Source organism: Flavobacterium sp. LC2016-23, assembly GCF_009674775.1.
Taxonomy (GTDB): domain Bacteria; phylum Bacteroidota; class Bacteroidia; order Flavobacteriales; family Flavobacteriaceae; genus Flavobacterium.
Genome location: NZ_WKKE01000020.1, coordinates 67752 through 83473 on the forward strand (window position 1 = coordinate 67752; position 15722 = coordinate 83473).

Here is a 15722-nt window from a genome sequence, read left to right on the forward strand (position 1 = left end):
ATGAAGTTTATCAACAACAATAAAGTAAGTCTGCTATGCGCAGGCTTGCTTTTCGCAAACTCTATTTTAGTGAGTTGCGATTCTGAAAACAACCAAAATTCAAATGCTGAATCTACTATCTCCGAATTGAGTATCAATCTCGATGCAAACCTTCAAACGATGGAAAGTTTCGGAGCTTCTGATGCCTGGCAATGTAATTTTATAGGTAAAAATTGGCCTTCGGATAAAAAAAATAAAATAGCTGATTTGCTTTTTAGCAGAGAATTAGATGCTGACGGAAATCCAAAAGGAATTGGATTATCATTATGGCGTTTTAACCTTGGAACAGGAAGTACAGAACAAGGCGATGCTAGTGATATTAGCGACGAGTGGAGACGTACAGAATGTTTCACGACAGATGGCGTAACCTATAATATGAACAAACAAGCCGGTCAGGTCTGGTTCATGAAAGCCGCCAGAGAACGTGGTGTTGACAAGCTATTAGCGTTCACAAATAGTGCTCCGGTTTATTTAACTCAAAACGGAAAAGCACACGCAACCATCAAAGAATTTTATAATTTGAAAGAAGGTAAAATGCCGGATTTAGCTGATTTCTGGGCAACATCTTTAGATAAATTAAAAACAGAACAAGGTTTAACAATTGATTATGTAAGCCCGTTTAACGAACCGCAATACGAGTGGGATGGTTCAGGACAAGAAGGCTCTCCGGCTACAAATGCTAATATCTATAGTTTCGTAAATATCCTTTCACCAAAATTACAATCAAAAGGATTAGACGCTAAAATTGTAGTTGGTGAAGCAGGAGCTTACGAATCACTTTATAAAACCGTTTCGGGTAAAGAAAGCAGATCGAACCAGATTGATTATTTCTTTGGTGTGAATTCAGCTAAAAATATTGCAGGATTAAGTAACGTAAAAAAAACAATTTCAGGTCATAGCTACTGGCAGGCCTGGCCTTTAACGGAGTTGGTTAATTCAAGACAGGCTGCTGCCGTAAGAACACAGTCAGTGGCGGGATTAAGTCTTTGGTCAACTGAATACTGTGTTTTAGAAAGTCCGGGAACAGCTGAACTTCCGGGTGGTGGTGGCCCGGGAAGAGATTTAGGAATTCAGACCGCACTTTGGACCGCTCGTATTATTAGTACAGATATTGCAGTGGGAGGTGTTACTTCCTGGCAATGGTGGACAGCGATTAGTCGCGGCGATTATAAAGACGGATTAATTCATGTTGATGATGGTTCCAGCAAAGGAGCAGGAAATGCTGATTATTGCAAAAATGATGGTTATATTAGAGATGCCAAAATACTTTGGGCTTTAGGAAACTTCTCATTCTTCGTAAAACCTGGAATGGTAAGAGTTCAGATTCCGACTGTAGATAATGCCGCTTCCGTAAATGATGTAATGGTAACGGCATACAAAGACGCGGGAACTAAAAAACTGGTTGTGGTAGCGGTGAATATCAGCAAATCGGCAAAAACATACAAATTGAATCTTAGAGGAGGAACTTTGGCAGACAATAAATTTACGCCTTATACGACTTCTGAAACGTTGAGTCTGAAAAAAGGGGCAGCAGTTGACGCCACTAATTTTGAAATTCCGGCGAAGTCAATTGTGACATATGTAGGAACTTATAAGTAAGAGGTTCTAAGGGGCTAAGTTACTAAGGGACTAAGGTTTTTGTTATATGCCTAAAAAGTCATTGTGATTAACCGTAAAGACCTTTGTCAGAATTTTAAACTTTGACAAAGGTTGTAACCGCAGTAATAACCATAATATTGTCATCCTGAGCGAAGTCGAAGGAAACAAGTAGCTCGACAAAGTTTGTCATTTCGACCAAAGGGAGAAATCACATCCAGTATTCGACAATGATTAACGAATTCTTTCGTAGAGTTCCTGGTGTGATTTCTCCTCTGTCGAAATGACAAGATTGCGGAATGATTATTTAAATACAAAAGAATAATAAAATAATGAGAATAGTATATCTATCATTTTTACTGGTTATGAGCTCGCTGTCTTTCGGACAGCGGGCCGTTACCATTAGCACGGATAATGTTGTACAAACCATAGATGGTTTCGGAGCTTCTGATGCCTGGAGATGCCAGTTTGTCGGAAAGAACTGGCCGGAACAAAAAAGGAATGCTATTGCCGATTTACTTTTTAGTAAAGAAATTGATGCACAGGGAAATCCAAAAGGAATCGGGCTTTCGATCTGGAGGTTTAATCTTGGTGCAGGAAGTGCAGAACAAGGCGAAAAAAGTAAAATTTCAGACGAATGGAGAAGAAGTGAATCTTTTCTGCAAGCTGACGGAACTTACGATTTTTCGAAACAGGAAGGCCAAAGATGGTTTTTGCAGGCCGCTAAAAAACGCGGGGTGGAAAAATTTCTGATTTTCACAAACAGTCCGCCAGTTTATATGACCAATAACGGATTGTCTTTTGCCTCTCAAAAGAATAAACTGAATCTAAAAAATGGAGCAATTCCAAAATTTGCCGATTTCTTAGTTCAAAGTATTCAGGGTTTGGAGAAAAAAGAGGGAATAAAATTCAATTACGTAAGTCCGATAAACGAGCCGCAGTGGGAGTGGATGCCAAAAGAAGGTGATACAAACAGTCAGGAAGGAACACCGGCAACCAATCAGGAAATTTATGATGTAACAAAATCACTTTCTGAAAAACTCAGTGCTAAAAAAATGAGTACGGAAATTGTGATTGCCGAGGCTGCGCAAATTGATTATTTATATGGAAATGTAAATGCAGAAAATCGCGACAATCAGATGGAGTATTTCTTCGGAAAAACAAAAACTAATATTTCAAAATTCCCCAATGTAAAAAATGTCATTTCAGGGCATAGTTATTTTACAACCTGGCCAATGGAACGACAGGTTTTAAGCCGAAAATTAATAGCGGCAAATATCAGGCAAACCCCGGGATTAAAATACTGGCAATCGGAGTATTGCATTTTAGAAAATCCGGGTGAAGCTGAAATTCCGGGAGGTTCAGGCGGAGGACGGGATTTAGGAATGCAGACTGCTTTATTTGTGGCGCGTTTAATTCATAATGATATTGCTGTTGCAAATGCCGCTTCCTGGCAATGGTGGACCGCTATTACCCGTGTTGATTATAAAGATGGTCTGATTTATCTCGATGACGGGAAAAGTACTGGAGGAACAGCCCCGGATTATGTGAGAAATGACGGCGAATTTCATGATTCGAAATTGCTTTGGGCATTAGGAAACTACTCTTTGTTTGTACGCCCGGGAATGCTTAGAGTGGATGTTCCGAACCAAAACGAATTGGATGCAGCAAACGATGTGATGCTGACCGCTTATAAAGATGTTGAAAATAAAAAACTGATTGTTGTCGCTGTAAACTGTGGGAAATCGGGTCAGAAATATAAGTTTGACTTATCAAGAGGAACTGTAAAAAGGAATGAACTTACTCCTTATATTACCTCGGATACGTCTAATTTAAAAAGAGCTGACATTCAGAAAATGGACAACCTGGAAATCCCTGCGAAATCAATTGTAACGTTTGTGGGGGAGTTAGAGTTTTAGTATTCAGTCGCAGTTTTCAGTCACAGTTTGAAAACTGAAAACTGAAAACTGCGACTAAAAACCTGAAACCTGAAACAAAAAAATAACAACAAAAAAATAACAAAAGCTTAGAACCTTAAAGAAATGTTTACAAAAAAGATCTTATTACCCGTATTTCTCTTCTCGTGTTTGTCTGCATTCAGTCAGATATCATTTGGAGATTCAAAAAAAATCAATGACAACTGGAAATTCAGTCTTCAGGACAGTCCTGACGCTCAAAAAACAACGTACGATGATACCAAATGGCAATCAGTAAATGTTCCTCACGATTGGAGTGTAAAAGGACAATTAAGTCCGACTTTAGCGAGTTGCACCGGTTATTTGCCAGGCGGAATAGGCTGGTATCGAAAATCAATCAATATTCCTCAAAATAAAACAGGGGAGAAAGTTTATTTGTATTTTGAAGGTGTTTACAACAGAAGTGAAGTTTTTATCAACGGACATTCTTTAGGAAAACGCCCAAACGGATATATTTCTTTTGCTTACGATGCAACTCCTTTTATAAAATACGGAGCAGAAAATACGATTTCAGTTCGTGTCGATCATAGCCAGAGTGCCGATTCAAGATGGTACACAGGTTCGGGAATTTATAGAAATGTCTGGTTAGTGTATGCAAATCCGGTTCATATTGCACAATGGGGAGTTTACGCTTATCCGGAAGTAAAAAATGGAAATGGCACTTTAAATGTTGAAGTTGAGGTTGAAAATGGTTCAGCGGCAAAATCAACCCTTACAATAGTAAATGAATTGATTGCAAACGACGGAAAATCTGTAGCAAAAGCTTCCGGTAAGATGGAATTAGCCTCAAATAAAAGCGGAAAAATCTCGGCTAAAATAAACGTAAAAAATCCTAAATTATGGGATTTGGAAAATCCAAATTTGTATCAGCTTAAAACCACTGTTTTAAAAGACGGAAAACCAATCGATGAAACAGTAACCAAAACAGGTTTCAGAACATTCACATTTGACCCAAATAATGGTTTTGCATTAAACGGGAAATGGATGAAAATGAAAGGAGTCTGTTTGCATCACGATGCCGGAGTTTTAGGTTCGGCTGTTCCAAGAGAAGTTTGGGAAACAAGACTCAAAACACTGAAAGAAATTGGCGTAAATGCCATACGTACAAGTCATAATCCGCAAGCCCCGGTTTTTTATGAGCTTTGTGATGAATTAGGATTATTGGTTTTAAATGAAGCCTATGACGAATGGGAATTTCCAAAACGTAAATGGTTAGAAGGCTGGAATTACGGAACTCCGGGATTTGAAGGAACGTTTGATATTTTCGCTGATTATGGAGAAAAAGATCTTGAAGACTTCGTTCGTCGTGACAGAAATCACCTTTCAGTTTTTGCATGGAGCATTGGTAATGAAGTAGATTATCCTAATGATCCTTATTCACATCCGGTTTTGGATAAAGGAAAAGACGGTTTCGGACAAGCAGCTTACGGAGGTTATAAAAAGGAGGCACCGGATGCCATGCGTCTTGGCGTAATTGCAAAACGTTTGGTGGGAGCAGTAAAAAAATACGATAAATCCCGTCCCGTAACGGCCGGATTAGCAGGTGTTGCAATGTCTAACGAAACAGAATATCCCGGCGCTTTGGATATTACAGGATACAATTATACCGAAAGTAAATACCAGTCAGATCATGAAAAATATCCAAACCGGGTAATTTTTGGAAGTGAAAATGTTCATGATATGGAACCCTGGCTGGCTGTAAAAAATAACAAACATATTTTCGGACAATTTTTATGGACAGGAATTGATTATTTAGGAGAATCCGGAAGATGGCCTTCAAGAGGATTTTACTCAGGATTAGTTGATTTTGCAGGGGTTATAAAGCCAAGAGGGTATTTCCGTCAGTCATTATGGTCAGATAAACCAATGGTTTACATAGGAACTTATCCGTTGAAAAATGACAAAGATGTTTCTAAAGATGCCTGGGCCATTTGGAATTACAAAGAAGGAGAAAATATTCGTGTGGTGTGTTATACAAATGCTCAGAAAGCACGTTTGGAATTAAACGGAAAAATAGTTGGTCAAGTAAAACAATACGACGAAAAAACGGGAATTATTTATTGGGATATACCTTTTACTTCTGGAAAATTAGAAGCAATTGGTTTAAGCAGTGACGACAAAGAAGTGAGCAGATATGCTATTAATGCTACACAGCAGCCTTTTGAATTAACAATTACCGATACCAATATCACGATTAGTAAAGAGAAAGGAGTTGCCAAAATAATGGTTCAGATCAAGGATCAAAATGGTTTGCCAGTGATGCTTTCAGACAATGAAGTGACTTGTACAATTAACGGACCCGGAATTTTATTAGGACTCGAGGCCGGAAATAACAGCGACATGACCGATTATACAGATAATGTTCAGCGAGCATTTCACGGGCATATTGCGGCCTACATTCAGGCAACCGGAGAAGCACAACCGATCAAAGTTACTTTTACAAGTCAGTGGTTAAAACCGGCTGAGGTTACCATTAATACAAAATAAGTTTTTCCAGAGCTTATAAAAAAAAATTAGTAGTTTTTTAAATTGTCAATTAACCTGTCAGCATTTTTGGTTTTGCCGGCGGGTTAATTGTTTGTAATAAAAAAACAGTATATTTAAAGTGTTGTATTTACATTTATTTAAATTAAGATGAAAATAAAAAATAGAATCGCTCTGGTTTTAGGTGTTGTTTTAGTATCGGCTGCAAATGCTCAAACTAAAAAAATGAAAAATTCAGAGTTTAAACAATGGGCACAAACACCGCCAATGGGTTGGAATAGTTGGGATTGTTATGGTTCGACTGTTGAAGAACACGAAGTAAAAGCCAACGCCGATTATATGGTGAAAAACCTGAAAAAATTCGGTTGGGAATATGTTGTGGTTGACATCAGATGGTTTGTGGAGAATGACAAAGCAGGTGGCTATAATCAGACAGATCCACGTTATGTAATCGATCAGTACGGAAGATATCAACCCGCTTTAAATCGTTTTCCAACGGCAAAAGACGGACAGGGATTTAAACCTCTGGCAGATTATATCCACAAAAAAGGATTGAAATTTGGAATTCATATCATGCGCGGAATTCCTAAAAAAGCAGTTGAGGACAAACTGCCAATTAAAGGAACAAACGGAATTACAGCAGATCAAATTTATACTACGGCATTGCAATGCGAATGGTTAAAAGACAATTATACGATCTTGGCTGATAAGCCGGGAGCACAGGAATATTACGATTCATTATTTGAGCTTTATGCACAATGGGGTGTAGATTTTATTAAGATTGATGATTTATCGAGACCCTATCACGAAGGTGAGATTAACTTAATCAGAAAGGCAATTGACAAATGCGGACGCAAAATTGTACTGAGTACTTCGCCCGGAGAAACGCCTTTCGAAGCAGCTCCGCACGTAACTGAACATGCCAATATGTGGCGAATGGTTGACGACGTTTGGGATACGTGGCCACACCTTACACATTTAATGAAAGTAAGTGAAAAATGGTATCCGTACATTGCTCCGGGAACCTGGCCGGACTGCGATATGATCCCATTAGGACGTATTTCACTCAGGGGAGAACGTGGCGAGGACAGAATGACACGCTTAACAAAAGACGAGCAATATACCTTGATTACGTTCTTCAATATTTTTAAATCGCCCTTGTTTTTTGGCGGAGATTTACCAAGCAACGATGCGTTTACTTTATCATTACTAACGAACAAAGAGGTCGTAAAAATGCATAAGGAAAGCACGGAAGTAAAACAGCTTTTTCAAAAAGACGGAAAAATTGCTGTGACATCGAAAAATCCTAAAGACGGAAGTGTTTATCTGGCGTTATTCAATATCTCGGATACTGCGACAGAAACGATTTCGGTAAATGTATCAGATCTCGGAATTTCAGGAAATGTTACCGTTTTAAATCTTTGGACAGGTGCTAAATCAAAAGTTTCCACTGCAGCAATTTCGGCAGAATTAAAACCTCATAGTTCAGTACTTTTTCAATTAAAAGCTAAAAAATAATGAAGAAGTTTTTACTGTCTTATCGAATTCTGATTGTACTTTTTTCCGTTTTTATTTCGTTTGCATTTGGTTTAAAATCAAAAGAAGACAAACCGGATAAGGTGTATCTTTTCGCGTACTCGACATTAAAAGATAATGGAAAAAACGGGCTTCATTTTGCGTGGAGTGCAGATCAGAAAAACTGGTTTGGTGTAGGGCCTGAGCATCCTTTTTTAAAATCAGATTACGGGAGTTGGGGACCAGCGGGTAAAGCAATGTCCGAGGCTTTTTTAATTCAGGACGATAACGGAATTTTTCATTGTTTTTGGGGAGTGCAGGATGATGTTTTTGCAACTGCTTCAAGTAAAGATTTGATGAATTGGACAAGACAAAGTTACATTCAGGCAATGAAAAATGTGACGAAAAAAGAATCAGGAAAATCAATTATTCAAAATATAAAAGTAAGCAAAAAAGAAGGAGCGTATACCATTCACTGGAAGGCAGATAATGCAAATTATACGAGTGTTACCAAAGATTTTAAAACCTATTCCACAGCAATAAAAGAGGACAATCAAGGGCCTCAATTTAGTGAAATTACATTACAGGGAGAAATCCAAAAAGGAACAATTACTGCGGTCGACTGGACTTTAATCGATGCGTTGATTAAAAGCATGGAATCATCAAAATTAAGAGACAAACAAGACAATATTTCACCCAAAAGTGATAGTTTGCTGTTTGTTGGCCTGAAACCTGTAACAGCTCAAATTAGCATTGACGGAAAAGATTCTAAAAAAATAAGCAATATGCTTACGGGTGTCTTTTTTGAAGATATTAATTACGCTGCAGATGGTGGTTTATATGCTGAATTGATTCAGAATCGTGATTTTGAATATTCGCTGCATGATAAAAAAGGCAGCGATAAAAACTGGAATGAAACAATGGCCTGGGGCGGAAATTTTAAGGTCGAAAAGGAAAAACCGGTTCATCCTAATAATTCACATTATGCCGTACTTACAAAGGGTACAATCAGCAACTCCGGTTTTGATGGGATTCCGCTTAAAGCGAATGAAAAATACGATTTTAGTGTTTTTGCAAAAGGAGCAAAATTTACGGTAAAACTAGTTGGGTCCGGGGGAGAAACTTTGGCGGAAGCCACACTAAAACCAAATACTTCCTGGAAAAAAATTACCGCAGTGCTAAAAGTATCAAAAACGGTAAGCGATGCCCATTTAGAAATTAGTTCTGATGGAGAAGTTGCCGTTGATATGGTATCTCTTTTTCCTCAAAAAACGTTCAAAAATCATAAAAACGGACTTCGTGCTGATTTGGCTGAAACCATTGCCGATCTGCATCCGAAGTTTGTGCGTTTTCCCGGAGGTTGTGTGGCTCACGGTGATGGAATAGGAAATATTTACCGTTGGAAAAACACGATCGGACCTTTAGAAAGCCGAACTCCAATGCGCAATATTTGGGGGTATCATCAATCTCTTGGATTAGGATATTTTGAATATTTTCAGTTTTGTGAAGATTTAGGTGCCCTTCCTGTTCCGGTTTTGGCAGCAGGAGTTCCGTGTCAAAATTCATCCGACGGAGGTGCCGGACAACAATTTGGTATTCCGATGGAAGACATGAAGGAATACGTGCAGGATGTTCTGGATTTAATTGAATATGCCAACGGACCCGTGACAAGTGTTTGGGGTAAAAAACGCGCTGAAGCAGGGCATGCCAAACCTTTTAATCTAAAATATGTTGGTATTGGTAATGAAGATTTGATCAGCGATGTTTTTGAAGAACGTTATAGAATGATTGTAAAAGCAGTGCAGGAAAAATATCCGGAAATTATCATTATTGGTACTGTGGGACCCTTTTTTGAAGGCACAGATTATAACGAAGGATGGGCAATTGCCAATGATTTAAAACTTCCAATTGTAGACGAACATTATTATCAGAGTCCGGGTTGGTTCATTAATAACCAGGATTTTTATGACCGCTACGACCGTTCTGAATCAAAAGTGTATTTGGGAGAATATGCATCTCGTGGCAATAAATTTTACAACGCTTTAGCCGAGGCACTCTATCTTACAGCGCTTGAACGAAATGGTGATGTAGTTACAATGGCTTCTTATGCGCCTTTATTAGCCCGTGAGAAACACATACAATGGAATCCGGATTTGATTTATTTTACAGGAAATGAAGTAAAACCTACAGTTAATTATTTTGTACAGAAATTATACGGCCAAAATCCGGGCGATATTTATTTGCAGCGTAAAATAAAATTATCCGATACTAATAAGGAAGTTCATAAGCGAATTGGTGTTTCAGTGGTTCAGGATAATGCTTCAGGAGATTTAATTGTAAAATTGGTCAATATGCTTCCGGTTACAATAATTCCCTCAATAGATTTATCGAATGTAACGACGACTGAAAAAGCAAATTATACTACATTTTCCGGAAGCCCTGAGAGCACAATTGTCAGGCCAGTGTCCCAAACTCTAACAGTAACGGCAGCATTTTCAAAAGAATTGCCTGCTTATTCATTTACTGTAATTCGTATTAAAACCAAATAATTTTTCAACTATTTAAAATCATATTTTGAAAGAGGAAAACCATAATAAACAGAATACATAATGAAAAAAACATATTTTAGCCTTGTATTATTTTTAACGATTTTTAATTGCTTACAGGCACAGGATACTACAAAAGGAACTCCGCCTGTTATTGCTGATAAAGATTTGACAGCATATTTATTCGTTTATTTCACCGGAAATTCTGTTGAAGAAGAAGCGGTACGATACGCTATAAGTGCCGACGGTTATCATTATTACCATCTCAATAATAATAAACCTGTTCTTGACAGTAAAGCAATAAGTTCAACTGGCGGCGTTCGTGATCCGCATATTTTACGAGGGGAAGATGGCAAAACATTTTATATGGTTTTGACCGATATGACTTCATCAAAAGGCTGGGACAGCAATCGGGCGATGATTTTGCTTAAAAGCACTGATCTTGTGAAATGGAAAAGCAGCGTCGTTAATATTCAGACTGCTTTTCCCGGAAATGAAAACCTGAAACGTGTCTGGGCGCCACAAACGATTTACGATGCGAAAGCAGGAAAATACCTGGTTTATTTCAGTTTGCAATATGCCGGCGGACCTGATAAGATTTATTACGCCTATGCGAATAAAGATTTCACCGCTTTGGAAAGTGCTCCAAAATTGTTATTTGTTCCAAAATCAGAGCGGGCTTGTATTGACGGGGATATTATTGAGAAGGATGGAGTGTACCATCTTTTTTACAAAACTGAAACGGAGAAAGCAGGAATAAAAGTAGCAACAACCGCCGATTTAACTTCAGGAAAATGGATTGAAAACGACAATTATCTGCAACAAACTAAAGATGGTGTTGAAGGTTCAGGCGTTTTCAAACTAAACAATTCTGATGAATATATCCTGATGTACGATGTTTACACTAAAGGGAAATATCAGTTTACGAAAACTAAAGATCTGGAGCATTTCACCGTTATTGATAACGACATTTCAATGGATTTTAACCCGCGTCACGGAACTATCTTGCCCATAACACGTTCTGAATTGAAAAGGCTTATTGCGAAATGGGGAATGCCGGATAAATTTCCAAAAATAAATAATAATCCGGTTTTAGAAGGTTATTACGCTGATCCTGAAATTTTATATTCAAATAAAACAAAGAAATATTATATCTATCCAACAAGTGATGGGTTTGACGGGTGGTCAGGAAATTATTTTAAAACTTTTTCATCAGATAATTTAACGGATTGGAAGGAGGAAGGAATTATTCTTGATCTGAGAAAAGATGTGAGCTGGGCAAACAGAAATGCCTGGGCACCTTGTATTGTAGAGAAAAAAATAAAAGGCAAATACAAGTATTTCTACTATTTTACGGCAGCTCAAAAAATAGGTGTTGCTTCTTCAGACCATCCAACCGGGCCTTTTAAGGATAGCGGTAAAGCATTAGTAAGTACAAGACCGGACGGTATAAAAGGAGGCCAGGAAATTGATCCGGATGTTTTTACAGATCCAAAAACGGGTAAAAGTTATTTGTATTGGGGAAATGGTTATATGGCTGTTGCCGAATTGAATGCTGATATGGTTTCAATAAAATCAGGAAGTACTAAAATAATTAAAGTTGATGATACCTTTCGCGAAGGTACTTATGTGATTTATAGAAACGGGACATACTATTTTATGTGGAGTGAAGATGATACAAGAAGTCCAAATTATAAAGTAAGATACGGAACGTCAAAATCGCCATCAGGCCCAATTGAAATTCCTGAAAATAATATTGTAATACAGGGAAATCCTGATATTGGAATTTATGCTACCGGACATAATTCAGTATTACAGATTCCTGACAAAGACGAATGGTACCTGGTGTACCATAGATTTTCTTATCCGACTGGAATAAAAATGGGCGATGCCGGAGGTTTTCATCGTGAAGTCTGCATCGATAAATTAGAATTCAACCCGGACGGAACAATAAAACAAGTAATTCCCAGCCATGAGGGAGTTAAAAGTTTAAAGTAAATTTTTTGTTTACGCAGGCCGCAGATTTAATGAGGCCTGCATCAAAGTAAAAGATTTAGTTCCTATCAGGCGTAGACAAAAACAAGAAAGGATTTTACTATTGTATCTCATAAAAGCAGATTAAAAATAACGCCTTTGTATTCCATTGGCGTTATTTTTCTTTCTATGGGTGATAAGGGAAGTGTCACGGATTGCATCCGACCACCTGGTTTCAATATCAACTTGATGTCGCAATCAAAGCATTAAGATCTAATTTAATTCCGATATAATTTCATCAACTTTTTGCGGGTATGTCTTCGTGAAAAATTCGTTATAATACCAATATTCTAATTTTTCAGCAATTTGCGGCAAATAAATAAATGATCTGTTTGTAACGTTATCATTCATAATTTCTTGGGCTTTATTATCATCTCCTAAAAGCTTTGCAATAACAATTTCACCCGCACGCACAAAGTGTTCGTAAAGACATATCTTCCATTCATTATACCCCTGAGCAAACATTTTTTCCTTAATCGGTTCAAAAAGTTTTTCTGTAGCTTTAATATGCTTGTCATCTATTTGATCAATTACCGGATTTATAAAAGAATGCCCAAACTCGTGTACACATAGCGTCCTCAAGGCAACATTGTTCTTAAAACCTAAATCAGGATTAGAGTTGTTATCAATCTCTTTAGGGATATTAAAACTGCCAAAAATGTTGCCTATCATATCAGAACTACCCACCGCGAAACCCTGGCTGAATGGCATTGTAAGACTGGGATACAAATTGTAATTTTGTATGCGTTTTCCATAAAAATGTTCCATTTCTGTAATAAAGTTCTCTGCAGGAAGATTTTTTGTTACTTCTGTAATCATTGTGTTGTAGTATAGTTTATACTTGTCTAAAAATTGATCAAAATTAATTTCAGTATAAAAATCATTCATCGCTTTAACAAAGATTTTAGCATCGTCTATTGTCTCAAAACGTTTTACAAATTGAGTATCGCTGGTCACAAAAGCATGCGGGAAACTATCAATACTCAAAAGGAAATTAGAATAATGTAAATAAAAATCTTTTTCAAAATAAGAGCGTATAATTGATAAATTTTTTGATTTTAAATAGGGTATAAACTCATTCGCTATTTTAATATTTAAGGAATATAAATCTTTAACCTTAACCTGTTTGCCGTCAATCTCAATAGTCTGAGTTTCGGGTATGGCAACTATATCCTCATAAATGGTGAAAAAATAGCATAATGCAAGGAGCTCAATATTTTTATTAAAATTTACATTAACCTGCTTAATAGCATATACCGGATATTCTAAAATAAAAGATCCCCGGGCTTTGTTGCCAGTAATGTTAAGCTTCCTGTTATGATCAAGTTTAATTTTTTTGTGAGTGATCGTTAAATTGTCGGCCAATATTTCTCTACCGTCTTTTAAAGAAAGCTCCCCCAACGTATACTTTAGCTGAGAACTTAAATACACCAGCCGGTTTGGCTGTTTCTTAAAGAACAAATGCTCTTTACCGGTTAATTCATCAAAATCAGCCTGCCATTTAATATCTGTTTGTGTACTATGCCAGTTCTTTGTACTGGTGCATGAATTTAAAAAGAAAAGAGACAAAAAGAAAATTACTATATTTTTCATAATTGTTACGGATATAAGTAAGGGGTTAAGTTTTTAAACCATCTCGCAAATATTTTAAAAAAAGAGAAAAAATTAATTACACTAAAGTGTAAATTTGTTTGGCGAAACAAATTAAAAAATGGAGAAACAATTGACGGGGCTTTATTCCAGAAATTCTATTTACAAAATTACAGAGGCAGATAAACATCAGTTAGGTAATTATATTGAAGTAGCCGATGCGCTTTCAAAACTTACCTACCAGAGCATTTACATTATAGACTATGAGAAAATGACTTTTGATTATGTTTCAGATAATCCACTTTTTTTATGCGGTTATACTGTTGAAGAAGTTTTAAAAATGGGCTACAGTTTTTACTTAAAAAATGTGCCCGAAAAAGATTTGGAAATGCTTAACCTAATTAATGAATTGGGATTTGATTTTTACGGGAATCTACCATTAGCTGAAAAAAAGGAGTATTGTATTTCATATGATTTTAGTCTTACTGATAAATCGGGTAAAAAAACACTCGTAAATCATCAATTAACCCCACTCTTTATTACAGAAGAAGGCAAATTATGGAAATCATTATGTGTGGTATCAATCTCAGGCCAAAAACAAGCAGGAAACATTATAATAAGTAAACATGGCTCTGATAATATATGGAAATTAAATAGCTTAGACAGAACATGGGTGAAGTATTTAAAACCGAAATTGAGCAGGAAAGAGATTGAAGTATTACGATTTTACGCCCAGGGAATGAAAATTAATCAAATTGCAGACAAACTTTATTGCACAGATAATAATATAAAATATTATCGGAAAAAAATATTTGAAAAATTAGAAACGAGTAATATGGCTGAAGCGCTCTCATATGCTATAAATTATAAATTGATATAGCTATAAAAAATGAAATTGGAAAACAATGGCATTTTTTATAGCTATGCGGAAAAATAGTCTGATAAGTAAAAAAACTAAAATCTTATTTGGTTTGAATGCTAAGGGACTGAATTTATATGTAAAACATTTTCAATTTATTTTGCCTTTTTTTCACGAGCTTATTCTTGGCGGGTTCATAATTGGCTGCCTCAATTCCATTTTTCAGAACTACCACTTTATAAGGCTGCTTCATTTTTTCGGTCAGATGATAAATGGTTAAGGCTTCGGCCAGATCTTCAAACCATGAAGCTGTGCTGTAGAGCGAAACAAAAGGTGTTTTCTGAAGTGCTTTATAAACATCTGATGCATGTGAAACAGCCATCGGCTTACCGCTTCTAAATAATGTAGTCTCTAATAATGGATTCATGATGTTCTCCGAAGGCTGATTATATTTATCCCAAACGTTTTGGGTAAAGGCTGCTGAACCGGCCCAAATATCTTTTTCATCCAGATGAGGTGTGAGGTTTAAAGCGGCATCTACAACATGAGTGGCTTCATGAAGTAAAATGTACATAATGGCATCCAGATTACCAGCTTCAACCATAACCTGATATTGATTGTCTGCTGATTTTAGGTAGCAGGTGTTTTCTTTCCAGGTTGTCCACTCAGAAATAGTCTGGTTAAGAATTTCAGCACGAAAAGTGATATTATACATTTTTACGGAATCAGATGTTGCAACAGGTGATGTAAGGGCTGTATTCGGCATATTATACATAAAACTGATACTGTGCAGATGTTTTTTTAGAATTTTCTGATGTAGTGGAGGCAGAATAGCAAAGGCATTGTTTAACTTCTGCCTTTCAATATCGGTTAATTTATGATGAACAGGATCCATACCTGCATCACGAAATTTTTTAAAAACACTTTCCGGTGCAGCCTGAGTACGTTCGGTCAATGTACTAATCTGCAGATCTTGGTTCTGCTGTGCATTACTGCTTATTGCAGTTAAGAAGAAGCATAGAAAGGGGTATACGAAATATTTACTTGTCATTAGTTTAATTTTTTTCTGATTTTTTAAAGACT

9 protein-coding genes are annotated in these 15722 nt (G+C 36.8%); 7 read left to right on the forward strand and 2 right to left on the reverse strand.

The features are described 5' to 3' along the window. From GJU43_RS17085 to GJU43_RS17110, 6 genes are all read left to right on the forward strand, one after another. A complete protein-coding gene (locus tag GJU43_RS17085; protein WP_154342221.1) occupies positions 1 to 1638 on the forward strand; it encodes a glycoside hydrolase in 1638 nt (545 codons plus the stop codon). A 329-nt stretch (positions 1639 to 1967) separates the two neighbouring features. Then, positions 1968 to 3554: a glycoside hydrolase gene (locus GJU43_RS17090; RefSeq protein ID WP_154342223.1), complete on the forward strand. Its 1587-nt coding sequence runs from the start codon at positions 1968 to 1970 to the stop codon at positions 3552 to 3554. Between the two features lie 123 nt (positions 3555 to 3677). Then, positions 3678 to 6098 (forward strand): sugar-binding domain-containing protein, encoded by a 2421-nt coding sequence (locus GJU43_RS17095; RefSeq protein WP_154342225.1) that lies wholly within the window; start codon positions 3678 to 3680, stop codon positions 6096 to 6098. A 147-nt stretch (positions 6099 to 6245) separates the two neighbouring features. After that, complete coding sequence (locus GJU43_RS17100) at positions 6246 to 7613, forward strand: glycoside hydrolase family 27 protein (RefSeq protein WP_154342232.1); 1368 nt, start codon at positions 6246 to 6248, stop codon at positions 7611 to 7613. Then, complete coding sequence (locus GJU43_RS17105) at positions 7613 to 10159, forward strand: alpha-L-arabinofuranosidase C-terminal domain-containing protein (RefSeq protein ID WP_154342234.1); 2547 nt, start codon at positions 7613 to 7615, stop codon at positions 10157 to 10159. Before GJU43_RS17100 ends, GJU43_RS17105 begins: the two co-directional genes overlap by 1 nt. 60 nt (positions 10160 to 10219) lie before the next feature. Further along, positions 10220 to 12154, forward strand: coding sequence for a family 43 glycosylhydrolase (locus GJU43_RS17110; protein WP_154342236.1), 1935 nt, complete (start codon positions 10220 to 10222; stop codon positions 12152 to 12154). Positions 12155 to 12403: 249 nt separating this feature from the next. On the opposite strand, the gene GJU43_RS17115 is transcribed toward GJU43_RS17110, so the two are convergent. Further along, a complete protein-coding gene (locus tag GJU43_RS17115) occupies positions 12404 to 13783 on the reverse strand; it encodes a DUF4932 domain-containing protein (protein WP_154342238.1) in 1380 nt (459 codons plus the stop codon). 118 nt (positions 13784 to 13901) lie between these two features. Between GJU43_RS17115 and GJU43_RS17120 the strand changes: the two genes are divergently transcribed. Next, positions 13902 to 14660 carry a response regulator transcription factor gene (locus GJU43_RS17120; RefSeq protein ID WP_154342240.1) on the forward strand — a complete coding sequence of 253 codons (759 nt, stop codon included), beginning with the start codon at positions 13902 to 13904 and terminating at the stop codon, positions 14658 to 14660. 112 nt (positions 14661 to 14772) lie between these two features. Here GJU43_RS17120 and GJU43_RS17125 read toward each other — a convergent pair whose 3' ends face one another. Then, entirely contained in the window at positions 14773 to 15690 is a 918-nt protein-coding gene (locus GJU43_RS17125) for a hypothetical protein (protein WP_229655071.1), read from the reverse strand. Positions 15691 to 15722: the final 32 nt, after the last annotated feature.